The organism is Dietzia sp. 2505 (genome assembly GCF_040546785.1).
Lineage (GTDB): Bacteria > Actinomycetota > Actinomycetes > Mycobacteriales > Mycobacteriaceae > Dietzia.
Genome location: NZ_JBEPON010000006.1, coordinates 34,470 through 57,660 on the forward strand (window position 1 = coordinate 34,470; position 23,191 = coordinate 57,660).

At 70.7% G+C, this 23,191-nt stretch carries 21 protein-coding genes; 12 read left to right on the forward strand and 9 right to left on the reverse strand.

What is annotated here, in order from left to right; translation table 11 throughout:
• Window positions 1–93: 93 nt before the first annotated feature.
• The 3 genes from ABIE38_RS12190 to ABIE38_RS12200 all read right to left on the reverse strand — a co-directional run bounded on the left by ABIE38_RS12190 (window position 94) and on the right by ABIE38_RS12200 (window position 4,656).
• Window positions 94–609, reverse strand: a complete 516-nt coding sequence (locus ABIE38_RS12190) for a hypothetical protein (protein WP_354056610.1) — start codon at window positions 607–609, stop codon at window positions 94–96.
• Between the two features lie 179 nt (window positions 610–788).
• On the reverse strand, window positions 789–3,125 hold the full coding sequence (locus ABIE38_RS12195) for an AAA family ATPase (protein WP_354056612.1): 2,337 nt from the start codon (window positions 3,123–3,125) through the stop codon (window positions 789–791).
• A 64-nt stretch (window positions 3,126–3,189) separates the two neighbouring features.
• Window positions 3,190–4,656, reverse strand: a complete 1,467-nt coding sequence (locus ABIE38_RS12200) for a M20/M25/M40 family metallo-hydrolase (protein WP_354056614.1) — start codon at window positions 4,654–4,656, stop codon at window positions 3,190–3,192.
• Window positions 4,657–4,761: 105 nt separating this feature from the next.
• Here ABIE38_RS12200 and ABIE38_RS12205 point away from each other — a divergent pair, with 105 nt between their 5' ends.
• Window positions 4,762–5,520, forward strand: coding sequence for a hypothetical protein (locus ABIE38_RS12205; RefSeq protein ID WP_354056616.1), 759 nt, complete (start codon window positions 4,762–4,764; stop codon window positions 5,518–5,520).
• Window positions 5,521–5,533: 13 nt separating this feature from the next.
• Here ABIE38_RS12205 and ABIE38_RS12210 read toward each other — a convergent pair whose 3' ends face one another.
• Together ABIE38_RS12210 and ABIE38_RS12215 are read right to left on the reverse strand one after the other, a co-directional pair.
• Window positions 5,534–6,289 (reverse strand): DUF8017 domain-containing protein, encoded by a 756-nt coding sequence (locus ABIE38_RS12210; RefSeq protein WP_354056618.1) that lies wholly within the window; start codon window positions 6,287–6,289, stop codon window positions 5,534–5,536.
• A 5-nt stretch (window positions 6,290–6,294) separates the two neighbouring features.
• On the reverse strand, window positions 6,295–6,768 hold the full coding sequence (locus ABIE38_RS12215; RefSeq protein WP_354056620.1) for an SRPBCC family protein: 474 nt from the start codon (window positions 6,766–6,768) through the stop codon (window positions 6,295–6,297).
• 283 nt (window positions 6,769–7,051) lie between these two features.
• On the opposite strand from ABIE38_RS12215, the gene groL reads away from it, so the two are divergent.
• The 7 genes from groL to ABIE38_RS12250 all read left to right on the forward strand — a co-directional run bounded on the left by groL (window position 7,052) and on the right by ABIE38_RS12250 (window position 12,681).
• Window positions 7,052–8,674, forward strand: coding sequence for a chaperonin GroEL (groL, locus tag ABIE38_RS12220; protein WP_179523441.1), 1,623 nt, complete (start codon window positions 7,052–7,054; stop codon window positions 8,672–8,674).
• 276 nt (window positions 8,675–8,950) lie between these two features.
• A complete protein-coding gene (locus ABIE38_RS12225; protein WP_182609540.1) occupies window positions 8,951–9,094 on the forward strand; it encodes a hypothetical protein in 144 nt (47 codons plus the stop codon).
• Between the two features lie 51 nt (window positions 9,095–9,145).
• Window positions 9,146–9,304 carry a hypothetical protein gene (locus ABIE38_RS12230; protein ID WP_179523440.1) on the forward strand — a complete coding sequence of 53 codons (159 nt, stop codon included), beginning with the start codon at window positions 9,146–9,148 and terminating at the stop codon, window positions 9,302–9,304.
• Between the two features lie 414 nt (window positions 9,305–9,718).
• Window positions 9,719–9,868, forward strand: a complete 150-nt coding sequence (locus ABIE38_RS12235) for a hypothetical protein (protein ID WP_179523439.1) — start codon at window positions 9,719–9,721, stop codon at window positions 9,866–9,868.
• Window positions 9,869–9,988: 120 nt separating this feature from the next.
• Window positions 9,989–10,150: a hypothetical protein gene (locus tag ABIE38_RS12240; RefSeq protein WP_179523438.1), complete on the forward strand. Its 162-nt coding sequence runs from the start codon at window positions 9,989–9,991 to the stop codon at window positions 10,148–10,150.
• 368 nt (window positions 10,151–10,518) lie between these two features.
• A complete protein-coding gene (locus tag ABIE38_RS12245) occupies window positions 10,519–11,628 on the forward strand; it encodes an alpha/beta hydrolase (protein ID WP_354056622.1) in 1,110 nt (369 codons plus the stop codon).
• Between the two features lie 153 nt (window positions 11,629–11,781).
• Complete coding sequence (locus ABIE38_RS12250) at window positions 11,782–12,681, forward strand: alpha/beta fold hydrolase (RefSeq protein ID WP_354056624.1); 900 nt, start codon at window positions 11,782–11,784, stop codon at window positions 12,679–12,681.
• Here the strand turns inward: ABIE38_RS12250 and ABIE38_RS12255 are convergent.
• Window positions 12,641–14,827 carry a prolyl oligopeptidase family serine peptidase gene (locus ABIE38_RS12255; protein WP_502914781.1) on the reverse strand — a complete coding sequence of 729 codons (2,187 nt, stop codon included), beginning with the start codon at window positions 14,825–14,827 and terminating at the stop codon, window positions 12,641–12,643. The genes ABIE38_RS12250 and ABIE38_RS12255 overlap by 41 nt on opposite strands.
• A 167-nt stretch (window positions 14,828–14,994) precedes the next feature.
• Here ABIE38_RS12255 and ABIE38_RS12260 point away from each other — a divergent pair, with 167 nt between their 5' ends.
• Together ABIE38_RS12260 and lpdA are read left to right on the forward strand one after the other, a co-directional pair.
• On the forward strand, window positions 14,995–15,150 hold the full coding sequence (locus ABIE38_RS12260) for a hypothetical protein (protein ID WP_259848424.1): 156 nt from the start codon (window positions 14,995–14,997) through the stop codon (window positions 15,148–15,150).
• A gap of 123 nt (window positions 15,151–15,273) precedes the next feature.
• The gene (lpdA, locus tag ABIE38_RS12265) at window positions 15,274–16,668 is read left to right on the forward strand and encodes a dihydrolipoyl dehydrogenase (RefSeq protein WP_354056628.1); all 1,395 of its coding nucleotides are present in this window, start codon (window positions 15,274–15,276) and stop codon (window positions 16,666–16,668) included.
• A 167-nt stretch (window positions 16,669–16,835) separates the two neighbouring features.
• Here the strand turns inward: lpdA and ABIE38_RS12270 are convergent, their stop codons facing one another.
• Window positions 16,836–17,618 carry a hypothetical protein gene (locus ABIE38_RS12270; RefSeq protein ID WP_354056629.1) on the reverse strand — a complete coding sequence of 261 codons (783 nt, stop codon included), beginning with the start codon at window positions 17,616–17,618 and terminating at the stop codon, window positions 16,836–16,838.
• Between the two features lie 295 nt (window positions 17,619–17,913).
• On the opposite strand from ABIE38_RS12270, the gene ABIE38_RS12275 reads away from it, so the two are divergent.
• Together ABIE38_RS12275 and ABIE38_RS12280 are read left to right on the forward strand one after the other, a co-directional pair.
• Complete coding sequence (locus ABIE38_RS12275; RefSeq protein WP_354056631.1) at window positions 17,914–18,642, forward strand: HAD family hydrolase; 729 nt, start codon at window positions 17,914–17,916, stop codon at window positions 18,640–18,642.
• Entirely contained in the window at window positions 18,639–21,140 is a 2,502-nt protein-coding gene (locus ABIE38_RS12280; protein WP_354056633.1) for a glycoside hydrolase family 65 protein, read from the forward strand. Before ABIE38_RS12275 ends, ABIE38_RS12280 begins: the two co-directional genes overlap by 4 nt.
• A gap of 9 nt (window positions 21,141–21,149) precedes the next feature.
• Here ABIE38_RS12280 and ABIE38_RS12285 read toward each other — a convergent pair whose 3' ends face one another.
• Together ABIE38_RS12285 and ramB are read right to left on the reverse strand one after the other, a co-directional pair.
• Entirely contained in the window at window positions 21,150–21,728 is a 579-nt protein-coding gene (locus ABIE38_RS12285; protein ID WP_354056635.1) for a carboxymuconolactone decarboxylase family protein, read from the reverse strand.
• Window positions 21,729–21,733: 5 nt separating this feature from the next.
• Window positions 21,734–23,188: an acetate metabolism transcriptional regulator RamB gene (ramB, locus tag ABIE38_RS12290; protein WP_354056637.1), complete on the reverse strand. Its 1,455-nt coding sequence runs from the start codon at window positions 23,186–23,188 to the stop codon at window positions 21,734–21,736.
• Window positions 23,189–23,191: the final 3 nt, after the last annotated feature.

A 23,191-nucleotide genomic window follows, 5' to 3' on the forward strand; every position in this document is an offset into this window, starting at 1 on the left:
GGACGCCCCCGCCGGAAGAGGACGGGGTGCCGGTGGTCGACCAGGGTCGGGGTTCGCCGATCACTTTACAGAAAGTGACCGACAGGCCTTCACTCAGCGCAGGTGGAGCAGGGTCGCCGCGCTCAGGAGCGCGGCGATCGAGGCCTCTCCCGGGGACTGCCCGAAACCCATGGCCCATGTCGCGCGCCGCCCGCAGGTGGCCCGCAGGATCGTGCACCAGGACTCGGTCCGGCCGAACGCGTCTCCCTCGTATTGGTGGAACCGCTCGATCTCCACGCGGGCCCCGATCCTGCCCAGCATCTCGGACATGGCGGTGAGGTCTCCGCAGGACTCGGTGGTCAGGCGGTGGGCGGTGAACTCACCCGGGGCGGAGGGGTCGCGGGTGGCCAGGATCGCCTCGTAGGCGGTGATCCCGCGGCCCAGCGGACGGCGGGTGAGGTCGGCCAGGTGGAAGTGGTCGGTCGACGGCGCGTAGGTGTCGACCAGCGTGCGCCAGTCCAGTGCGGCCGCCTCGTCGGCGAAGCCGCGCGGCAACCGGCGACCGAAGCGCTCGCCGAAGGGGCAGGAGGTCGTCCCGGCGGGGGAGGTGGCGGTGGTGGTGGTGTACATGGGGTTCTCGTCTCAGACGTCGGTGCGGGGACCGACGGAGATCGAGCAACCACGCAACGGGGGTGCCGGTCTTCAGGCCCCGTTACGTCCGGTTACTACGAGAATCTTCCGCATGACCGAGAACTCTAAACCGCGGGGGCGTGCCGCGGCAAGCGGACGTGACCGGGTTCTCCGCCTGCCTAGTTCTCCCGCCGATCGGCGTACAGCCGCAGGCTCTCGACCTGGTCGGGGTCGAGCGAGGGTGGGACCACCCGTCGCGCACGGGCCACGTCGTCCGCGGTGACCTCGGCGGCGTCGATGTCGCGCCGCATGGCGGTGAGGGCCGACTCCCGCAGGAGGGCGGCGCAGTCCGCCGCGGAGTAGCCGTCCAGGTCAGCGGCGAGAGCGGTCAGGTCCACGTCGTGGGCGAGCGGGACACTGCGGCCGGCCGCGCGCAGGATGTCGGCGCGAGCCTCGGCGTCCGGCGGGGGGACGAAGACGAGTCGCTCGAGCCGGCCCGGCCGCAACAGCGCCGGGTCGATGAGTTCGGGGCGGTTGGTCGCGCCCAGGATCACCACGTCGCCCAGCGGCTCGGCGCCGTCGAGCTCGGTGAGCAGCGCCGCCACGACGCGGTCCCCGACCCCGGAGTCCCCGGACTGGCCGCGGCGTGGGGCGAGGGCGTCGATCTCGTCGAGGAACACCAGCGACGGGGCCGAGTCCCGGGCCTTGCGGAACAGGTCCCGCACCGCTTTCTCCGACGAGCCGACCCACTTGTCCATGAGCTCTGCGCCCTTGACCATGTGCACCGTCAGGCGGCCGCTCGCCGCCAGCGCGCGGACGACGAAGGTCTTCCCACAGCCGGGCGGCCCGTAGAGCAGGACGCCGCGCGGTGGTTGCACGCCCAGGCGCTCGAACGAGTCGCGGTGCTGGAGCGGCCACAGGACCGTCTCGGTGAGGGCCTGGCGCACCTCCTCCATGTCGCCGACGTCGTCGAGGGTGATCGATCCCAGGCTCAGCTCCTCGGTCCCCGAGCGGGACAGCGGCCGGATCACGGCGATGGCGCCCATGAGGTCGTCCTGCTCCAGGCGGGCGGACACGGGCTCGTCGCCCGCGCCACCGCCACCGTTCCCGCCGGTACCACCGTTCCCGCCGGCGGCGCGGCCGGCGGCTCGTAGCGCGGCCTCGCGGGTGAGAGCACGCAGGTCTCCCGCCACGTAACCGGGGGTCCGGTCCGCCACCGCGGACAGGTCCAGCTCACCGCTGGGCACGTCCCGCAAGAGCACGCCGAGCAGGGCGGCACGGTCCGCGGAGCCGGGAAGTGGCAGGTCCAGGACGCGATCGCAGACGTCGGGCTCCCGGAGCCGGGCGTCGGCGTCCTCGGGACGCACGCACGTGGCCACCAGCACCGATCCCGGATGTGCGACCACAGAGCGCAGCCGGTCCAGCACCAGGGTGGACACCGGTTCGGTCTGCGCGGGCAGCAGCGCGTCCACATCGGTGACGAGCAGGATCCCGCCGTTCTCCCGGGTCCTCTCGGCGGCGGCACGGACGGCTTCGAGGCGGCCCGCCGGGTCCAGCGACCCCACGGACGGGCCGTCGAGCACCTCCAGTCGCCGGTCTCCGGCGACAGACCGCACCAGAGTGGCCTTGCCGACCCCGGGCGGGCCCGCCACCAGCACGCCGAGATGCGGGGAGGCGCCCAGGGTGCGCAGGAGCTCCGCCCGGTCCAGTGCCAGGGCGAGCCACTGCTCCAGCACCTCGGCCTGGTCGGTCACGCCCACCAGGTCCTCGCGGTCGACCGCGGTGATCGCCGCTCCCGCGGAGGGCTGGCCCCCGCCGCCGGGGGAGTGTCCTCCGGCGCGCGACGTGGTCCCGGCCCCCGTGCCGGTGCCCGACCCGGCGCCCGTGGCGGCTCCGGCGAGTGACCCTGCGTCCGCCCCGGCGCGGGTCACGGCTGCGGCTCCCGTGACGGCTCCGGCGCCCGTGGCGACCACCGCCGTGGTGGGTTGGACCGACACGACCCCGTCGGGAACCGTCGCGGTGACCGTGAGCAGCTCAGTGCTCCACTGCACACCCATGGAGTTGCGCAAGGTGCGGGAGGTGTCGCCGGTGGGGTAGTCGGGGCCGAGGTCACGGGGCAGCAGCGTCACGGAGTCGCCCACCCGCACCACCTTGCCCAGCAGCGCCGACCGCAGCACCCGCTCGGCCACGCCCCGGCCCGCGGGCGGCAGGCCCTGGACCTCCACGGACTGGGCGCCGGTGACCCGGGCCGCACGGACGGTCACCCGCGCGTCCTCGCCCAGACCGCAGTTGGCGGCGATCACCTCGTCCACCACCAGGACCCCACTCGGGGAGCCGGCGGCGGCCGCGGCGACCACGGCCGCGGTGGTGCGGGCGCCCACGATCTCGATCGCGTCCCACTCGCGCATCCCCAGCGCGAGGATCACCTCCGGGTGCGCGCGGACGATCCCTCGGCGGGAGTCGGCGGCGGACGCCGAGAGACGGAGGGTCAGGTCCAGGTCCGGGCGGTGGTTCACGCGTGCGAGCGTATCGCCGATCCCGTCATGGCCGCGTCACGCACCGCGGTCCGGCGGAGCGAGGTCACCGGAAGCGCTGGAGGAACGCCGCTTCGGCCAGCGCGATGCGCTCGATCTCCCGTGGGTCCACGCTCTCGTCGGGGGAGTGGATCGCGGCGGCCGGATCCTCCACCCCGAACAACGCGATGCCGGCCCGTGGATGGGCCTCGCGCAGAGCCGTGCACAGTGGGATCGACCCGCCGGAACCGACCTCCGCCACGTCCGCCCTCCCGTACGCCTGCGCCAGGCACTCCGACAGCAGGTCGTGTACGGCGTCCGAGCCTCCCGCGGGGACCGAACTGAACGGGTACCCCACCGTCTCCTTCTCCACCGACACGCGAGCGTTCCAGGGACGGCGCCGCTCGATGTGCGCCGCGAGGAGCTCCTGCGCCTCGACCGGGTCCGTACCGGGCGGGACGCGGAGGTTGACCAGGGCGCGGGCCCGCGGTTGGACGGCGGCGATCGCTCCCTCGACCGGCGGGCAGTCGATACCCAGGACGGTGACCGCCGGTCGCGACCACACCAGATCGGCCACCGGGGCCGCCGTCGACGGGGCCACCCCGTCGAGGATCCCGGCGTCGGCGCGGAAGGTCTCCTCGGGATACGGCTGCCCGGACCACCGTCCGGAGAAGTCCAACCCGTCGACGGTCGTGGCGCCGGTACCGGGATCCCGGAGCGAGGCCAGGATCGAGACGAGCGCGCCCAGGGCGTCGGGCGCCGCGCCACCGAACTGTCCGGAGTGGACCCCGGCCTCGAGGGTGTCCACGACGACGACGACGTTCGCGATCCCCCGGAGACTCGTCGTGAGCGTGGGCACGCCCACCGAGACGTTCCCGGAGTCCGCGATGAGGATCGCGTCGGCGTCCACGAGGTCGGGCCGCGTGGCCACCAGATCGTCCAGGCCCCCGCCGCCGGTCTCCTCGGAGCCCTCGACGACGATCCTGATCCCCAGACCGTTCAGTGGGTCCGGCGGGCCCTGACGGCCGGTGCGCTCCTCGTCGTCGTCGTGTTCCCGGTCGTCCGCCCCGCCCAGGGCGGCGAGGGCTCGCAGCGCGGTGAGGTGGGCGACCAGGTTGCCCTTGCAGTCGGCGGACCCACGGCCGTACCAGCGGCCGTCACGCTCGGTCAGCTCCCACGGCGACGTGGTCCACTCGTCGGGATCGCCGGCGGGCTGGACGTCGTAGTGGCTGTAGAGGAGCACGGTGGGGCGGCCGGGAGCGGCGGGCCGGTGGGCGAACACCGCCAGGGAGCCGTCGGAGGTCTCGACGACCTCCACCGCGTCCGGACCGAGGCCGGGGACGGGTAACTCGCCGATCAGGGTGCGCACCAGCTCGCAGGCCCTCGCGCACGCGTCCGGCTCGCTGCCGTGGACGGAGGGCAGGGCCACCAGGTCGCCGAGGTCGGTGCGCGCGCGGTCGAGTAGCGCGACCACCGCGTCGGCGAGCGGGGCCAACGCCGGATGCGGGGCCGGGAACGGGGAGGAGGCGGACATGGCGACAGCCTAGTTCTGCCGTCCGGATGGCTCTGCCGCCCGAATGGTTCTGCCGTCCCACAACATGAACAGCAGATGAACCGGGGATGAAGTAAAGTGGTCGGCATGAGCTATGTGATTGTCGTCACCCCGGCCGAGCCGACCTTCCGGGACGCGGCCCACCTCGATGATCTCCCCCAGCACATCCGGGCCGATCTCGAGGAACTCCGCGATCAGGTCAGTGCGCGTTTCCCCGAGGCGGACGCCGTGGGTGAGACCGGCGCGCTCACCCGACGCCCGTATATCGACGGCGTCGGCGTGGTGATCCACCCCGGGGTGATCACCCGACCACTCGTCGTCAACGCCGTCATGCGGTACGCGGCGCCCCACCAACTCGTGGTGACCGCGCCGGAGTTGGGGCTGGTGGCCGATCCGCGCGTCCGGATCGACATCGACGTCCACCGCCGACCCACCACCGCCGGTGCGTGCATCACCGACCACGCCGTCCGTGGCCGGCCGCACGGCACACTGCCGTGGGTGACGCACGAACTGCTGCACCAGCTGGTGTGCGCGCTGGAGGTGGACGGGGACCGTCTCGAGCTCGAGGTCGACGAGGACCGCTGGTTCCGGTACGAGCTCACCGGGCCCTGCCTGCGCATCCAGGTCGCCGACGGCCCTGGGGCGCCGGTGGTCGAGCGGGCCCTGGCGGCCGGCGGTGTCGGGGCCGGGGCGGCGGCCGCGGCCGGGTGGGCCTGGGCCCGGGGCGACCGGCACTGGCTCGGGGAGATCACCGGCGGAGTCGCGGCCGATCAGACCGACGACGCGGTGGGGAGTGCCCAGTCGCTCAGCGGCGCACTGGTGGCGGGCGGGGTCACCGCGGCCTGAGTGGCGGGCGCGGTCAGACCGAGTTGTCGTAGCGCAGCGACGCCACAACGGCGTCGATCGTCGTCTCCGGCTGGACCCCCGGCTCGTCCTCGTCGGACATGAGGACGAACACGATCGAGGCCGGGGCACCGTCCGCCGCCCTGGTGGAGACCGCGATCGTGTCGAACCGGATGGTCGGCGGCGTGCAGGAGTCGCGGGGCGGCCGGACCGCCCCGCGGAGCGAGACGTACCACGCCGGGACGCCCGAGACGCCGATGCTCCGCGCCTCGGGTACGGGGACGTCGGCACCGTTCCGGGTGAAGCGGCGGTCGATCGAGTCCGCCATGGCCCGGGAGGCGGACTCGGCCTGCTCGCGGGCGTCGCCGGGGAGCACCGCGCTGATGCCGGCCAGCGTGCGGAACGACAGCCCGGAGGCGGCACAGTAGCCACGGTCGGCGATCGAGTTGGCCGTGGTGACGAATCCCGAGCCCCAGTCCGACCCCGGGTCCTGCGGGACGTCCTGGTCGCCGGGCGCGGGGGAGCCGAACGGGTCGCCCACCTCCCACTCAGGCGGAACGGAGTAGACCAGGCCGGTCGGGCTGCGGACGTCCTGCCAGTCGCCGGGAGGTGGACCCGCGGCCAGGGTGGGGCCGGGTTCCTCGCGGTCGGGGGTGGCCGGGTCCGTGTCGTCGGTCCAGAGCGCGCACCCGGTGAGCGCCGCCACGAGCGAGCCCGCGAGGATCGTCGACAGCCCGGTCCGGGCCGCCGCGACCACGCCCACCCCGGCCATGTCGGTCAGCCCTGCTCGACGAGGGCCTTGATCCGCTTCAGGGAGGTCGACACGCCCCTGTCCAGCTCCCTGGTGAACGAGGGCTGGCCGCCGAAGACCTTGTCGGTGAGGAACGTCGAGATGAAGGTCAGGCCGCTCGGGACCTCACGACGTTCGGTGAGTCGGGTGCCGCCGTCGGCGGTGGGCTCGAGCTCGAAGACCCAGACGGTGGTGTTCTCGGTGATGCGGTTGGCGAACCGGCGGCCGGGCTCGAACTCGACGACACGGCTGGTGGTGGGCCAGAAGAGCGGCCCGCGCTTGTTGATGTTGAGCGCCCACGTCCCGGCGGTCGTGCGACCACCGAGGGCGACGACCTTGTGCGCCTGGCTGCTCCACTGGGGGGCGTTGCGGACCTCGGAGACGACCTCCCAGACCCGGGCCGGTGGGGCGTCGATCTCGATCGAACTCTCGATGGCGGCGGGGGCGGACTCGGTGGGCATGGATGGCCTTCCAACGGGGACGGGCGTGATGGCGTCTCGATGGTAGGGGACGGGGCGCGACCGTGCGTGTCGTTCGCCCGCCGCGAACACCGGGCCGCACCCTTTGCACTCGTCGGGGGCGAGTGCTAGAAAAGCGGTTGGCACTCGGCTACCCTGAGTGCCAGTAACACCTGAACTGAGGTCGCAAGGTGAGGCGCGGATCTGACACGGTCCGCTCCGTCCGTCGCGGGCGCCGACGCCGACCACATACGTGTCACCCCACACCCGGAGGATGATTCACCCAATGGCAAAGATGATCGCGTTCGATGAAGAGGCCCGCCGCGGCTTGGAGAGCGGTCTCAACCAGCTCGCCGACGCCGTCAAGGTCACGCTCGGCCCCAAGGGTCGCAACGTCGTGCTGGAGAAGAAGTGGGGCGCCCCCACGATCACCAACGACGGCGTCTCCATCGCCAAGGAGATCGAGCTCGAGGACCCGTACGAGAAGATCGGTGCGGAGCTCGTCAAGGAGGTCGCCAAGAAGACCGACGACGTCGCGGGCGACGGAACCACCACCGCCACCGTCCTGGCCCAGGCGCTCGTGCGCGAGGGCCTGCGCAACGTCGCCGCCGGTGCCAACCCCATGGGCATCAAGCGTGGCATCGAGAAGGCGGTCGAGGCCGTCACCGCGCACCTGATCGCCTCCGCCAAGGAGATCGAGACCAAGGAGCAGATCGCTGCGACCGCCGGTATCTCCGCGGCCGACCCGGCCATCGGCGAGCTCATCGCCCAGGCCATGGACAAGGTCGGCAAGGAGGGCGTGATCACGGTCGAGGAGTCGCAGACCTTCGGCCTGGATCTCGAGCTCACCGAGGGTATGCGCTTCGACAAGGGCTACATCTCGCAGTACTTCATGACGGATCCGGAGCGCCAGGAGGCGGTCATGGAGGATCCGTACGTCCTTCTGGTCTCGGGCAAGGTCTCCACCGTCAAGGACCTCCTGCCGCTGCTGGAGAAGGTCATCGGCGAGGGCAAGTCCCTGCTGATCATCGCCGAGGACGTCGAGGGCGAGGCCCTGTCCACGCTCGTCGTGAACAAGATCCGCGGCACATTCAAGTCCGTCGCCGTCAAGGCTCCGGGCTTCGGTGACCGTCGCAAGGCCATGCTGCAGGACATCGCGATCCTCACCGGTGGCCAGGTCATCTCGGAGGAGGTCGGCCTCTCGCTCGAGACCGCCGACATCTCCATGCTGGGCAAGGCGCGCAAGGTCGTCGTGACCAAGGACGAGACCACCATCGTCGAGGGCGCGGGCGACCAGGGGCAGATCGAGGGACGGGTCAACCAGATCCGCGCCGAGATCGAGAACTCCGACTCGGACTACGACCGTGAGAAGCTCCAGGAGCGCCTCGCGAAGCTCGCCGGCGGCGTCGCCGTGATCAAGGCGGGCGCGGCCACCGAGGTCGAGCTCAAGGAGCGCAAGCACCGCATCGAGGACGCCGTCCGTAACGCCAAGGCCGCGGTCGAGGAGGGCATCGTCGCCGGCGGCGGCGTCGCCCTGGTCAAGTCCGAGGTCGCCATCGACGGGCTGTCCCTCGAGGGCGAGGAGGCCACCGGTGCGAAGATCGTCAAGTTCGCGCTGAGCGCCCCGCTCAAGCAGATCGCCTTCAACGCCGGCCTCGAGCCGGGCGTCGTGGCGGAGAAGGTCCGGAGCCTCCCGGGCGCCCAGGGCCTCAACGCCGCCACCGGCGAGTACGAGGACCTGCTGGAGGCCGGTATCAACGATCCGGTCAAGGTGACGCGCTCGGCGCTGCAGAACGCCGCCTCCATCGCGGCGCTCTTCCTCACCACCGAGGCCGTCGTGGCCGACAAGCCCGAGCCCGCCGGTCAGGCGATGCCGGGTGGCGACGAGATGGGTGGAATGGGCTTCTGACCCGAGCCCACACAGAACGCCGGGCCGTGGCCCGCACCGGAACTCCGGTGCGGGCCACGGCTTTGTCGTGTGCCCTCGGAGTTCACGGTGGGCCGGTCGCTCGTGGGACGCGGTGCCGGCCCCGTAACAGGAACGTCATCTTCACCCCGTCGCGTAAATAGCCTGTGATCTGCGGTTACAGTGCCGTTTCGCCCATTGTGGTGGACGTGCGTCCTTTTTAGAGTTCCTGTCAGGCGCCTCGAAGGGTGCCGTGAACGCACGAGAACGGAGAACACCATGCCCGACTTCGGTCAGCTGTCCGACCTCTTCGGAGGCATCACCGACATCCTCGGAGCCGTCGTCACATTCACCGGGTCGCTGGGGGGCGAGGGGGGCATGAACGACTTCTTCGATGCCGTGTCGAGCATCAGCGCCGACTGATCCCAGAGCCCACCTCCAGAGATAACCACCCAGCAGACCCAGGAGCACACCATGTTCTTCCCCGAGTTCGGATCTCTCGCCGGCGTCAGTGGCGCCCTCGGCTATGTCAACGACTTCCTCGGCGCCTTCGGAGACCTGTTCTCCGGCCTGGCCTACTTCACCGGAGGCGACTTCGAGGAGGCCCTCGCCGGGGGCTTCATGATGTGGTGACCCGAGCCTGCTGAGGGCGGCCATGCCCCCAGCACACCGGTGCGGCCCGTGCGATCTCCCTCGCGCGGGCCGTACCTGTGTGTGTGGCGCGGTGTACGGGGCGGGCCGGTTTGTCAGCGGCGGGAGATAAAGAACTCCTAGTGAAGCCCCGGTGAACGCCGGGCGTGGCATGAAAGTGTATGAGTAGAAGCTAACTAAGCAGCATATGCGCATGACTTTTTATGGTTTGCGCAGCTACCGCGGGATGTTAGGATTTCCTCGCATCGGTGATCTACGCCACTAAGGATGCCCTGAGTTAGCCTCGTCGTCACCTGGTCTCCGTAGAGACGGAAGTCACAATTGACTTCGGAGCCGCTCAGATTACTCTGACTCTGGCCCCATGAGCCGGGGCACCACTTTCAAAGGGAGACACACATGCCTGACTTCAGCGCCATCAGCGCCGCGCTCACCGCGGTCAAGAACCTCATCGACGGCGTCGTCAGCTTCACGGGTTCGGTCACGGGCGAGGGCACCCTCGACGCGCTGGCGGCACTCGGCAGCCTCGGCGGCGAGACCGTCAACTGATCGGTTTGCCGATCCTCGCGCTCCGGCGCACCGCCCCGGCTGCGGCGTAAAGCAGCCGACCCCCCGAAAATCATCTCGGCCCGGATCTGTCCGGACCACACCTCTCCATAGGAGTACAGCATGGGTATCGATCTCGGTTCCGTCGGCGAGCTGCTCGGCCCGAAGGGTCTCGTGGACCTCGCGGGCGGCCTGCTCGGCGCCGTCAACAACGTCGTCAAGGGCATCGGCTACTTCGCCGGTGGCGACTTCCAGAAGGCGCTCGACGCCGGCTTCATGGCCTGAGTCGTACGGCTGATCGAGAAAGGGCTCCGGGCCTCGCCCCGGGGCCCTTTCTCGTGTGTCATCCGGTGTGGCGCCCGCACGGGCTCTGCGAGGGGTGTATCGGATTTTCTTCATATCGGTAACAAGAGCTCGGGTAGCGTCGATAATGTTGACGTGAGCCGCAAGGGTGGTTCCGCGGTTACTGGCGGGCCACCCGGGTATGTCATCCTCGGATGGTGCCCGGCGGGCGCGAGACTCGGTCCTACAGCCAAACTCCTACCGGGAGTGTGCTTAGTGGGACTTGTGTGACTATTGGGAATCGGGTTAGCTGTCGAGCGAGGGTTTGCCCGGGTCCGTCTGTGAACAACGAGAAGGTTAGGCGTCGGAATATGCGTTCAGTCAAGAGCGGCCGGTTGGGCACCAAGGTCGCCGCAGCGGCCATCGCCGCGGCCATGGTCCCCGTCGTTGCCACGGGCACGGCACAGGCCCAGGGTGGCAACATCCAGTACACCAAGGCCACCGCCCAGAACAAGGTCGTCGAGACCCAGCTTCCCGACGGTCGACTGATCGTGTCGGTGTGGTCGGACAAGATGGCCATCGAGGTCCCGAACATCGTGCAGCGCCCGCGCGACGGTAACGCCGGCGCTCCGGTGCTCTACCTGGTCAACGGGGCCGGTGGCGGCGAGGACTCGGCCACCTGGCAGGCGCAGTCGGACGTCCGGGCCTTCATGTCCGACAAGGACGTCTGGACCGTCACGCCGATCGGTGGTGCCTTCTCGTACTACACGGACTGGCAGCGTCACGATCCCAACGTCCAGACCCGCTACGCCCGCGAGACCGACCGCCCGATGGCGTTCGAGACCTACCTCGCCCAGGAGCTCCCGAACCTCTTCGAGGGCCGGTACGGCGGCAACTACCCGAACCGCAAGCGCAGCCTCGCCGCGATCTCGATGACCGCCACCTCGGTCCTGACGATCGCCCAGAACCATCCGGGCCGCTTCCAGGCCATCGGTTCGTACTCGGGTTGTGCCGAGACGTCGACCCCGATCGGCTACCAGTTCATCAACATCGTCACCGGCATGCGTGGCGGCGCGAACCTCGACAACATGTGGGGCCCCTACCCGGGTCCGGGCTGGGTGGCCAACGACCCGGTCGCCCAGGCACACAAGTTCGTCGCCCAGCGCGACAACGGCACCCTGCCGGCCATGTTCATCTCCACCGGCAACGGCCTGCCCGGCCCGCACGAGTCGTTGGAGAACTGGCGTCTGCGCAACAGCATCCCGGCCCTCGCCAACCAGGCGATCGTCGGCGGCATCATCGAGGCGGCCACGCAGTACTGCACGGCCAACCTCGCCCGCCGCTTCGGTGAGCTGCAGATCCCGGCCCAGTTCGACTTCGCGCCCAACGGCACGCACTCGTGGGGCTACTGGGAAGACGACCTCAAGCAGTCCTGGCCGATGATGGCCCAGGCCATGAACGCGCGCTACGGCCCGATCTGATCGGCTGACGCGCCGGCGCCCGGCGGGTCCCGGCTCAGACGGACCCCGTCCCACCATCCGAGTGGGTCGGGGTCCGTCGTCGTCTGCGGGCGAGCAGGGCGGTCACGTCGGGCCGGGTGAGGTGTGGGCAGGGGACTGCGGCATTCTGTACACATGACCAAGACCGACGACCCGCGGCGGATCGAGCTCCGGCACGCGGACGGCAGCACGAGTCCGTTGTTGATGGTGGAAGCCGGGGCTCGGGACTCCGACAGGCCCGCCGTGTTGGTCCTGCCCGGCATCGCCGTCGGCGCCCGGTACTACCTCCCGCTGGCCCGCGCGCTGGCCGCCGAGGGCGTGGATGTGGCGATCACGGAACTGCGGGGCCAGGGCGAGAGCACCCACCGCATCGGCCGGGGCGGCGCGGCGGCGGGCTACCACGAGAGCGCCGCCGAGGACGTCCCGCTGGCGCTGGAGGCCATGCTGCGCGAGCTGGGGACGCGGCGCGTGGTGCTGCTGGGCCACAGCATGGGCGCCCAGATCGGCGTGTATCACCTGGCGCGGCACGACCCCCGGGTGGTGGGCCTCGTCGCGGTGGCGGCGCAGTCCCCGTTCCATCGCGGATATCCCCGGCGCGTGGGCCGGCGCCTGCGAGTGGGTTCGATCCTGCTCCCCACCATCGGGTGGCTGGCAGGACACGTGCCCGGACAGTTCTTCGGCGCGAGCGGGAGGATCCCGGCCGAGCGCATCAGTGACTGGTCGCGCCTCGCGGCCCGGGGCGACATGCAGCCGGCGCGCGCCGACCTCGACTACCGGGCGGGCCTGGCCCGCGTCACGGTCCCGGCGCTCTCGGTGGTCATCGCCGACGACCCGCTCGCCCCGGAGAGCGCGGCCCGTGGACTGCTGGCGATGCTGCCCGCCGCCCGGACGAGCCTCGAGGTGGAGCCGGAGGCGCTCGGTCACAACTCGTGGGCGCGCACGCCCGCCCAGGTGGTCACCCGGGTGCTGGCGTGGATGGACCGGGAGGTGGCCCTCAGTCCGTCACGGGACGACGACGAGGGAGCCGACGCCTGAAGAACTCATAGGTGAGGACTGCTTTCCGGGCCTCCTGCGAGTTGTCCGCCGCGCCGGCGTGCCCGCCCTCGACGTTCTCGTAGTACGCGACCTCGTGCCCGGCGGCCTCGAGCGCGGCCGTCATCTTGCGGGCGTGCCCCGGGTGCACGCGGTCGTCCCGGGTCGAGGTGGTCATGAGCACCGGGGGGTAGGGGCGATCCGCGGCGGGTTCGACGTGCTGGTACGGCGAGTACGCACCCAGGAAGTCGTCCCAGTCCGCGGAGTCGGGGTCACCGTACTCGGCCATCCAGGACGCGCCGGCCAGCAGCAGGTGGTAGCGCCGCATGTCCAGGAGCGGGACCGCGATCGCGATCGCGCCGAACAGTTCCGGATAACGGGTGAGCATGACGCCCATGAGCAGTCCCCCGTTGGACCCGCCGGTCGCGCCGAGCTGGTCGCGGGTGGTCACCCCCGTGGAGACGAGGGCCCGTGCGACGGCCGCGAAGTCTTCGAACGCGCGGGGGCGGTTCTCGCGGACGGCGGACTTGTGCCAGGCGGGCCCGTACTCGCCCCCGCCGCGGATCCCCGCGACCACGTAGACGCCGCCCCCGGTGAGCCAGAGCGCCCCACGCAGCGCCGCGTACGACGGTCGCATGGACACCTCGAAGCCGCCGTAGCCGTAGAGGATGGTCGGCCTGGGCCCGTCGGGGCCGGGGCCGCGCATCACGGTGTAGGGCACGCGGGTGCCGTCGTCGCTGACCGCCGTGTGCCGGGTGACCTCGATGCCGGTGGTGTCGAAACGGTCGGGGGTGGACCCCAGCGTGGTGGTGGTGGCGTCCGCGCGGAGCAGCACCAGCGAGGGCGGGACGACGGGACCGGAGACCGCCAGGACGGCGTCGTCCGGGTGGGGGCTCTCGTCGTCGTCCACTCCGCCATCACCACCCACGCCGTCACCACGCCCGCCGTCGCCTCCACCCTGACCGGACAGGCGGTCACACGACAGCACGTCCACCGACACGTGGTCCGGTAGGCCCTCGACGGGGCGGGGCTCCCAGGCCCCGTCCGCGGAGTCGGGGACCGTGTACGCCTCGAGGCGGGACTCGGTGTCGTCGAGGATCGTCAGCAGGATCCGGCCCCGGCCCCAGGTCACGTCCTCGACGGTGGTGGAGGGGGTGGGGGAGAACAGGACGACGGGTTCGGGCAACACCGAGGGGTCGGTGTCGATCGGGGCCCACGGCAGCACCAGGACCGACCCGCCGGCGTGGGTGCGGCCGGCGACCTCGAGATCGGTGCGCGGCCGCAGCAGCAGCCAGTCCCCGCACGACTCCACACGGCAGTCCTCGGGGACCGGAACCCGTCGGGGCGCGGTGGTCGCGGGGTTGGCCCCCGGGGACCAGAACCACTCCTCGGATGTGTGGAAGTCGGGGGCGCGGCTGGCCGTGTACCGGCCGGAGGTGAGGTCGTACGCGCCGCCCACCGCCACGTCCTCCGATCGTCCGGAGAAGATCACCGGTGCGCTGATCGGGTCGGTCCCGCGACGCCACAGCCGCGTCAGGCGGGGGTACCCGGAGTCGGTGGCGTCCGATCCGTCGGGGTCCAGCGGTGAGGACAGCAGCAGGGTGTCCCGGTCCACCCAGGACGCCGAACTCTTGGCCTCGGACAACCGGAACCCGCCCTCGGACTCCGGGAGGAACCGGCGGGCGGTCAGATCGAACTCGCGGACCTCCACCGCGTCCGCGCCCCCGCGGGAGAGCCTGATGAGCGCCCTGTCGTCCGCGGGCCGCCGGACCACCGTGCCCGAGTAGACCCAGTTGACCCCTTCCTCGGAGGCCAGGGAGTCCACGTCCACGAGGGTCTCCCAGGCCGGGTGGTCGACGCCCGGGGCTCCACGCACCAGCACGGACCACGGCACCCGTCGCCACAGGCCGCGGGGATGGTCGGCGTCCCGCCAGAGGGTGTAGGCGTGGCGGCCGCGCAGGACCGGCCAGGCGATACGGTCCGAGGCGTCGAGGATCTCCAGGGCGCGGGTGTACGCGGTCTCGGCCTCCGGCCCGGAGGCGAGCTCCGCCACGGTCCGGTCGCTCCGTTCCCGGACCCACTCCAGTGCCCCGGCGGAGTCGACGTCCTCGAGATGCAGGAAGGGGTCGGGAGACGCGGATGAGTTCATGCCCCGATGATGCCGTGTGCGGCCCGTCGGCAACTGAACCGGTGTAAGAAATCCACAGGCTCTTGTTACCGGGCCGTAGCGTCAGTACCATCAACGCCATGCAGGGGTCGCCTGACCCGGCCGTTCTCGAAATGCTCGGGAATGCACTCGATAAACGGAGATACACAATGGGTTCCCTCACCGACATCCTCAGCAGCGGCTCGGGCGATTCCGGTTCGCTCAGCGGCGGCAGCGCCACCGGCAACATCACCGACACGATCGCCGAGACCATCGGCGACATCGTCGCCACCGCTCTCAAGTCGGTTCTGGGCAACCTGTCCTGAGCGCACCCCAGTCGGGTACCGTCGCCGCCCCTCCCCCCGGGAGGAGGCGGCGACGGTCATTTCGGGTGGGGTTCCGCGCCGCTCCGCCGCTCGGTGCCCGTCGGGAGCGCTACCCTGTGTGTCGTGGCTGACACTCATTACGACCTCATCGTCCTCGGCGCGGGCCCCGGTGGCTACGTCGCCGCGATCCGCGCCTCGCAGCTCGGCCTCAAGGTGGCCGTGATCGAGGAGAAATACTGGGGCGGTGTGTGCCTCAACGTCGGGTGCATCCCCTCGAAGGCGCTGCTGCGCAACGCCGAGCTGGCCAACACGGTGCTGCGCGACGCCAAGACGTTCGGGATCTCCGGGGACGTCTCCTTCGACTACGGGGTGGCCCACGACCGCAGCCGCAAGGTCTCGGACAACATCGTCAAGGGTGTCCACTTCCTGATGAAGAAGAACAAGATCACCGAGATCGACGGCTTCGGCACCTTCACCGACGACAAGACGATCGAGGTCGACGGCACCTCGTACACGTTCGACAACTGCATCATCGCCACCGGTTCCGTGGTCAAGACGCTGCCCGGGATCGAGCTGAGCGAGAACGTGGTGGACTACGAGGACCAGATCCTCTCCCGCGAGCTGCCGGACTCCGTCGTGATCGTCGGCGCCGGGGCCATCGGCATGGAGTTCGCCTACGTCATGTCCAACTACGGCGTCGAGGTGACGATCGTCGAGTTCATGGACCGCCTCCTGCCGAACGAGGACGAGGAGGTCTCCAAGGAGATCGCCAAGCACTACAAGAAGCTCGGTGTGAAGGTCCTGACCGGGCACAAGACCACCAAGGTCACCGACAACGGCGACTCGGTGGAGGTGGAGGTCGAGAAGAACGGTGAGGAGGGCAAGTCCCAGACCCTGACCGTGGACAAGGTGCTGATGGCCGTGGGGTTCGCGCCCCGCGTCGAGGGCTACGGCCTGGACAAGACCGGCGTCGAGCTCACCGACCGCGGCGCCATCGCCATCGACGACAACATGCGGACCAACGTCAAGGGCATCTACGCCCTCGGCGACGTCACCGCCAAGCTGCAGTTGGCCCACGTGGCCGAGGCGCAGGGAGTCGTGGCGGCCGAGACCATGGCCGGCGCCCCGACGCAGACCCTGGGCGACTACCGCATGATGCCGCGCGCCACGTTCTGTCAGCCGCAGGTGGCCTCGTTCGGGCTGACAGAGGCCCAGGCCCGCGACGAGGGCTACGACGTCAAGGTGGGCAGGTTCCCCTTCTCCGCCAACGGCAAGGCGCACGGGCTCGGTCACGCGGTCGGGTTCGTCAAGGTCGTGGCCGACGGCACGCACGGTGAACTGCTCGGTGCCCACCTCATCGGCCCCGACGTCTCCGAGCTGCTGCCCGAGCTGACCCTGGCGCAGATGTGGGACCTCACCGCCGAGGACGTGGCACGCAACGTGCACACCCACCCGACCCTCTCGGAGGCCATGAAGGAGGCCGTCGAGGGCGTGAGCGGCCACATGATCAACCTGTAGGGCGCCGGCCCGGCCCCCACCGGCCGGGCTCACCGGGCCCGCCCCTCACCGGGCCCGCCCCTGATCGGCTGACGGTCAACGACAAGAGCGTTCCGCGCACCGCCTCTCGGGCGACGTGCGCGGAACGCTCTTCTCGTCGGCTGGGGCGCCAGCCGAGGACGAGGGGCTTACTCGGCCACCACGATCTTGGCCATCTGCGCCTCGTAGATGGCGTCCAGGGCGCCGGCCGCGGAGGGCAGGACCGGGTCCGCGTCCGGGTTGTTGTTGCGGGCCGCGTACTCGACACTCACGGTGGTGTCACGGGTGAAGCCGTGGATCGCGATGGCCCGGCTCAGCGAGCGGGTGCCGTCCGGCCGGGTGGTGATGAAGTCGCTGGTGACCCGGAATCCCTCGGTGCCCTCGAGCGCCGGGGCGTCCGCCACGGTCATGACGAGTTCGACATCGGGGTTGGTGGAGCTCCGCGAGGAGGTGCAGGCCTCGTACAGGGAGCGGTCCATGAAGTCGTCGAGCCTCTGACCCACCATGCCGATCCCGAAGCGATGCTCGGTGTCGTCCTCCTCCGACTGCTTGTACCGCACCGCTGCGGTCAACCCGTCGGTGGTCGCGAAGTTGGAGACCGTCTCGAGGCGGGAGACCCTGTCGCACGCCGGGTCCTCCATGAGCTGCTTGCCCTGGTCGGCGACGAGCTTGTCGACCGCCTCCTGGAGGAGATTCGGCTCGATCACCTGCACCACACCGCCGCCGGGGGCCTCGCCCTCGGCCAGGACCAGCTGGTCGAGAGGCGCCTCGGGTGCGGACTCGTCGATGGTCGCCGTGGTCTGGGTGTCGCCCGAGGCGTCACCGTTCCCGGAGTCGTCGGAGTCCGACGTGCAGGCCGTGAGTGCGGCCGCGGTGACCAGTGCGAGGCCGGCGATCGCGACACGGCGGGGATTGCGGGTGCGAAGTCGCATCTCTCTCCTTCTAGTCCAGAGTCACCGACCATAGTGCCACCGGGCACCCGGCAACAGTGCATTCCGCCCCGCGTGGAGGCCAGGTGGCCCCCACATCCCCTCCCGCGCGGAGGCCGGGCGGGGCCCCACATCCCCTCCCGCGCGGAGGCCGGGCGGGGCCCCACATCTCTGCCCCCGGGCGTGAGATCGGCCGCACGGGGGGAGGTGAGGGGTTCGGTAAGGCGGCCGGGTGTCTACCCTTGATGCGTCACCGGACGAGCCCGATCGGCCCACCGACCCGGAAGCAGGATTCGACATGGACCATGACGGCATTGATGCCGTGCTCTTCGACCTGGACGGGGTCATCACCCCGACGGCCGAGAAGCACATGCAGGCGTGGAACCGGATGTTCTCCGCGTACTTCGCCGACCGCGGGATCGACCCCTACTCGGACGAGGACTACTTCCGCTATATCGACGGCAAACCGCGGGTGGAGGGGATCGCGTCGATGCTCGCCGCGCGCGGCATCACGCTGCCCGAGGGCGACGACCAGGGGCCGGCCGAGTCGGACACGATCACCGGGCTGGGCCTGCGCAAGAACATCGTCTTCCGCGAGCTGCTCGACGAGGGGATCGAGGCCTACCCGGGGTCGGTCGCCTACCTCGACGCCCTCGACGCCGCCGGGATCGCCTCCTGCGTGGTCTCCAGCTCCAAGAACGCCCGCCCCGTGCTCGAGGCGGCGGGACTGCTGGACCGCTTCGAGGTCATCGTCGACGGACTGGTGGCGCAGGCCGAGGGCATCCCCGGTAAGCCGCGGCCCGACACGTACCTGCGGGGGGCCGAACTGCTGGGCGTCCCCGCGGACCGCTGCGTGGTGATCGAGGACGCCGTCTCGGGCGTGCAGGCCGGTGCCGCCGGCGGGTTCGCGCACGTCGTCGGCGTGGACCGCGGCGCGGGTCGCGAGGTCCTGCTCCGGGAGGGCGCCGACCTCGTCGTCGTCGACCTGGCCGAGTTGATCCCCGGGCTGACGGGGGCACGGTCATGACACCCGTGCCCCCCGGGCGCGGACCGGTCCACGACACGATCGGCCAGTCCGTCCCCGGCAACATCCGGACGACCTACGGCGTCAACCTCCGCAGCCACCTCGAGGTGCCGGAGATCAACCGCTCCACGCACCCCGCGGACCCGTGGCGCTGGGTGGAGACCAACCCCAAGGCCTCCCCGCTCGGCGTCTCCGAGACGCAGTTCGCCGTGGCCAACGGCTACCTGGGCATGCGCGGCAACCCCGAGGAGGGCCGTGATTCCCACACGCACGGCACCTACGTCAACGGGTTCCACGAGACCTGGCACATCCAGCACGCCGAGGACGCGTTCGGTCTTGCGCGCGAGGGCCAGACCATGGTGGACGCGCCCGACACCAAGACGATCCGTATCTACGTGGACGACGAGCCGCTGCGGGTGAGCGAGGCCGACCTCGAGCACTACGAGCGCAGCATCGACTTCCGCGACGGCATCCTGCGACGCGAGCTGGTCTGGCGCACGCCGGCCGGCAAGAAGGTGGTCATCCGGACCACCCGCATGGTCTCGATGGTGGAGAAGCACCTCGCGGTGATGACCTACGAGATCGAGCTGCCCGAGGAGCCCGCTCCCGTGGTGATCTCGTCGCAGGTGCTCAACCGGCAGGACGGGGAGGACGAGTACCGCTCCGCCGAGACCGTCCCGGAGGGCTTCGACCCGCGCCGCTCGGACGGGCTCGACCACCGCGTGCTCGAGCCGGTGGTCTCCGACGGCCAGCGCGGTTACCAGGTGCACGGGTACCGCTGCGCCAACTCGGGGATGTCGATCGCCGTGGCCGTGGACCACGAGGTGGAGACCGAGGACGAGGTCGACATGAGCGTGGAGAGCGACGACGACGCGTCCAAGGTCGTCTACCACGCCCACGCCACCCCGGGCCGCGTCCTGAGGCTGACCAAGCTGGCGGCGTACCACACCTCCGAGAAGGTGCCCGCCGGAGAGCTCGCCGACCGGTGCGCGCGCACCCTGTCCCGCGCGCGCGACCGTGGCGTGGAGGACCTCCAGCGCACGCAGCGCGACTGGTACGACCACTTCTGGCACCGCGGGGACGTGGAGGTGGACGGCCCGCCCGAGACCCAGCAGGCGATCCGCTTCAACCTGTTCCAGCTGGCACAGGCCTCCGCCCGCGCCGAGACCTACGGGATCGCCGCGAAGGGCGTCACCGGCAGCGGCTACTCCGGTCACTACTTCTGGGACACCGAGACCTACGTCCTGCCGTTCCTCACCTACACGATGCCGCGGTTCGCACGGAACGCCCTGCGCTTCCGCTACTCGATGCTCGACAAGGCCCGCGCCCGCGCCCGCTTCCTGTCCGTGAACGGTGCGCTGTACCCGTGGCGGACGATCAACGGCGAGGAGGCCTCCGCCTACTACGAGGCCGGCACCGCGCAGTACCACATCAACGCCGACATCGCGCACGCCATGGTCAAGTACCTGTGGGCGACCGAGGACCAGGAGTTCATGATCCGCGAGGGCGTGGACGTGCTGGTCGAGACCGCCCGGATGTGGGTCTCGCTCGGGTTCTTCGCCGACGACGGTTGCTTCAACATCCACGGCGTCACCGGGCCCGACGAGTACACCACCGTGGTGGACAACAACCTGTTCACCAACGCCATGGCGAGGTTCAACCTGGTGGCCGCCGCGATCGCGTGCAAGCGGATCGCCGAACTGGGTGACGGTCGGTGGGCGGGGATCTGTCGGCGCCTGAAGATCGACGACGGCGAGATCGCGGAATGGCGGCGTGCCGCCGAGAACATGGTGATCGCCTACGACGACGCGCTGGGTGTGCACCCCCAGGACCAGGACTTCCTGGCCAAGGAGGTCTGGGACCAGGACCTGGAGCACCCGCGCCGCCCGCTGCTGCTGCACTTCCACCCGCTGGTGATCTACCGGCACCAGGTGCTCAAGCAGGCCGACGTGGTGCTGGCGATGTTCCTGCGCGGCGACGAGTTCACCGAGGAGCAGAAGCGGGCCAACTTCGAGTACTACGACCCGCTCACCACCGGCGACTCGACGCTCTCGGCGGTCGTGCAGTCGATCATCGCCGCTGAGATCGGGTACTGCGACGAGGCGTTCGAGCACTTCTCCAAGGCACTGGTGGTGGACCTGGCGGACGTGCACGGCAACGCCGCCCACGGGATCCACGTGGCCTCCGCGGGCGGGGTGTGGTCGGCGCTCGTGAGCGGGTTCGGCGGGATGCGCGACTACCGGGGCGAGATCTCGTTCGACCCCCGGGTGCCCGCCGAGTGGGGCGCGTTGACGTTCCGGCTGACCGTGCGCGGGACGCACGTGAAGGTCCGGTGCACCCACACGGAGATCACGATCGACAACCTCAACGGCGCGGACTTCGAGTGCACCGTGCAGGGGCAGCCGGTGACCGTGCCCGCCGGCCAGACCCTCACGCTGGGGCTGGACGAGCGGGCCCGCGCCTGCCTGTCCCGCGCCGAGCTCGCCGCGGTGGAGAACTGAGGGGAGCGGTCAGCGGGGGAGGTCGGGCTGGATCCGCAGGGCCCGGAGGGACGTGGCCAGGCCGTCGTACTGCGCCACCAACTGCACCAGACCCACCAGCTCCGCCTCGGTCAGGTGGGTCGCCACCTCCGCCCACGTGTCATCGGCGACGTCCTTGGTCCGCACCAGCTCGTCGACCGCGGTCAACACCGCGCGCAGCCGATCCGACCAGCCGGCGTCCGCAGGGTCGCGCAGGGTGCGGATGATCTCGTCGTCGTCGAGCCCCACCCGCGCGCCGATCCGCTCGTGGTGGGCCCGCTCGTAGGCGCTGCCGCGCAGGTGGGCCACGCGCAGGATCACCAGCTCGGTGGTCCGGCGGTCGAGGACCCCGAACGGCATCATCATCCCGGAGTAGGCCAGCCACGCGGGGAAGAGCCGGCGCACACGGCCGAGCGTGGCGAACAGATGGACGTCGCGGCTGCCGGTGACGCGGGCACCCACGCGGTTGACGGCCCAGCCCACCGGGCCGAGTTCACGGAACCCGCCCGGGCGGATGCGGGGTCGGGCCGGGTCGCGGGAATGGCTGTCGGTGCTGTGCGGCTGGCTCATGGCCGTCAGGGTAGGGCAGGGGAGGCGGCCGGCGAGTGGGGTTCGTCGAGCAGGTACGGCGAGAGCGACGAGCGGTGCGCGTCCACCTTGAGGGTGCGGTTCAGCGGCGGGAAGGCACGCTGCGGACAGGCGGGCCGCTCGCACATGCGACACCCGGACCCGATCTTGGTGGCGGCGTCGGCATCGGCGAGGTCGAGCCCCTGCGCGTAGACGGTGCGGTGGGCGTGCCGGGCCTCGCAGCCCAGACCGATCGCGAACGTCTTGCGGGGTTGGCCGAACCTCATGGGCCGGGTGGTGACGGTCCGCGAGACCCACAGGTGCAGACGCCCGTCCGGCAACTCGGCGACCTGGCGCATGATCTTGCCCGGGAAGGAGAAGGTCTCGTAGACGTTCCACAGCGGGCACGTGCCCCCCGAGGTGGTGAAGTGGACGCCGGAGGCCGACTGCCGCTTGGACATGTTCCCCGCGCGGTCGACGCGCACGAAGCTGAAGGGCACCCCGGAGGCGCCCGGGCGCTGGAGCGTGGACAGGCGGTGGCACACCGTCTCGTAGCCCGTCGCGTAGAAGGTCATCAGGCGTTCGACGTCGTAGCGGAAGTCCTCGGCGGTGTCGAGGAAGCGCTGGTACGGCATGAGCACGGCCGCGGCGAAGTAGTTGGCCAGTCCGCGCTGGGCCAGGGCGCCGGCGGCGGGGGAGCTGAAGGCCCCGTCGGCCACCAGCTGGTCGATCAGCTCGCGGTGCTCGAGGAACGCCAGTTCGGACGCCACCCGGAAGGCCTGCTGCCCTCCGGTCAGGTGCGCAGACAGGTCCAGCCGGCGGTCCCGGGCGGAGAAGCGGTGCCACAGCCCGTCGGGCAGGTCCACGCGGCGCACCACGCGGACGCCGTGGATCTCGGCGAGCCGGTTCTCGAGCTCGGCCCTGACGTCGCCGCGGTTCATGCGGATCCGGGTGGTGAGCTCCTCGGCCGCGGTGTCCAGGGAGTCGATGTAGTTCTGGCGCTGGTAGAAGTAGTCGCGCACTTCCTCGTGCGGCATGGCCAGCGCGAAGGTGTCCGCCTCGTCGGACAGGGCGTTGCGGCTCTCGGTGAGGGCCGCGAGCAGGTCCGCGGAGTTCCGGTACCGCTGGTTCAACACGGCGAAGGCGCGCGCGAGCGACGGGTGGGCGCGGACCAGGTCGATCACGTCGCCCGCGGGGATCCCGGTGGAGACCTGGGGGTCGGACAGGGCCTCGGTGAGCTCCGCGATCAGCCGGGTGTCGGCGTCGGAGGCGAAGAAGGTCGAGTCGACCCCGTACTCCTCCGACAGTCGGGCCAGCACCCGGGAGGTCACCGGGCGCGCGTCCTTCTCGAGCTGGTTCAGGTAGCTGGCGGAGAGCCCGAGCGTCTCGGCGAAGGCGGCCTGGGTGAGGCCGTGCTCCTCGCGCAGGCGGCGCAGGCGAGCACCCATGTGAGTGGTGGTCATGAG

Coding starts and splice junctions, on each gene's coding strand:
- ABIE38_RS12190 (WP_354056610.1), bottom strand. CDS start 609: ATGTACACCACCACCACCGCCACCTCCCCCGCCGGGACGACCTCCTGC.
- ABIE38_RS12200 (WP_354056614.1), bottom strand. CDS start 4,656: ATGTCCGCCTCCTCCCCGTTCCCGGCCCCGCATCCGGCGTTGGCCCCG.
- ABIE38_RS12205 (WP_354056616.1), top strand. CDS start 4,762: ATGAGCTATGTGATTGTCGTCACCCCGGCCGAGCCGACCTTCCGGGAC.
- ABIE38_RS12210 (WP_354056618.1), bottom strand. CDS start 6,289: ATGGCCGGGGTGGGCGTGGTCGCGGCGGCCCGGACCGGGCTGTCGACG.
- ABIE38_RS12215 (WP_354056620.1), bottom strand. CDS start 6,768: ATGCCCACCGAGTCCGCCCCCGCCGCCATCGAGAGTTCGATCGAGATC.
- groL (WP_179523441.1), top strand. CDS start 7,052: ATGGCAAAGATGATCGCGTTCGATGAAGAGGCCCGCCGCGGCTTGGAG.
- ABIE38_RS12225 (WP_182609540.1), top strand. CDS start 8,951: ATGCCCGACTTCGGTCAGCTGTCCGACCTCTTCGGAGGCATCACCGAC.
- ABIE38_RS12230 (WP_179523440.1), top strand. CDS start 9,146: ATGTTCTTCCCCGAGTTCGGATCTCTCGCCGGCGTCAGTGGCGCCCTC.
- ABIE38_RS12235 (WP_179523439.1), top strand. CDS start 9,719: ATGCCTGACTTCAGCGCCATCAGCGCCGCGCTCACCGCGGTCAAGAAC.
- ABIE38_RS12240 (WP_179523438.1), top strand. CDS start 9,989: ATGGGTATCGATCTCGGTTCCGTCGGCGAGCTGCTCGGCCCGAAGGGT.
- ABIE38_RS12245 (WP_354056622.1), top strand. CDS start 10,519: ATGCGTTCAGTCAAGAGCGGCCGGTTGGGCACCAAGGTCGCCGCAGCG.
- ABIE38_RS12250 (WP_354056624.1), top strand. CDS start 11,782: ATGACCAAGACCGACGACCCGCGGCGGATCGAGCTCCGGCACGCGGAC.
- ABIE38_RS12255 (WP_502914781.1), bottom strand. CDS start 14,827: ATGAACTCATCCGCGTCTCCCGACCCCTTCCTGCATCTCGAGGACGTC.
- ABIE38_RS12260 (WP_259848424.1), top strand. CDS start 14,995: ATGGGTTCCCTCACCGACATCCTCAGCAGCGGCTCGGGCGATTCCGGT.
- ABIE38_RS12270 (WP_354056629.1), bottom strand. CDS start 17,618: ATGCGACTTCGCACCCGCAATCCCCGCCGTGTCGCGATCGCCGGCCTC.
- ABIE38_RS12275 (WP_354056631.1), top strand. CDS start 17,914: ATGGACCATGACGGCATTGATGCCGTGCTCTTCGACCTGGACGGGGTC.
- ABIE38_RS12280 (WP_354056633.1), top strand. CDS start 18,639: ATGACACCCGTGCCCCCCGGGCGCGGACCGGTCCACGACACGATCGGC.
- ABIE38_RS12285 (WP_354056635.1), bottom strand. CDS start 21,728: ATGAGCCAGCCGCACAGCACCGACAGCCATTCCCGCGACCCGGCCCGA.
- ramB (WP_354056637.1), bottom strand. CDS start 23,188: ATGACCACCACTCACATGGGTGCTCGCCTGCGCCGCCTGCGCGAGGAG.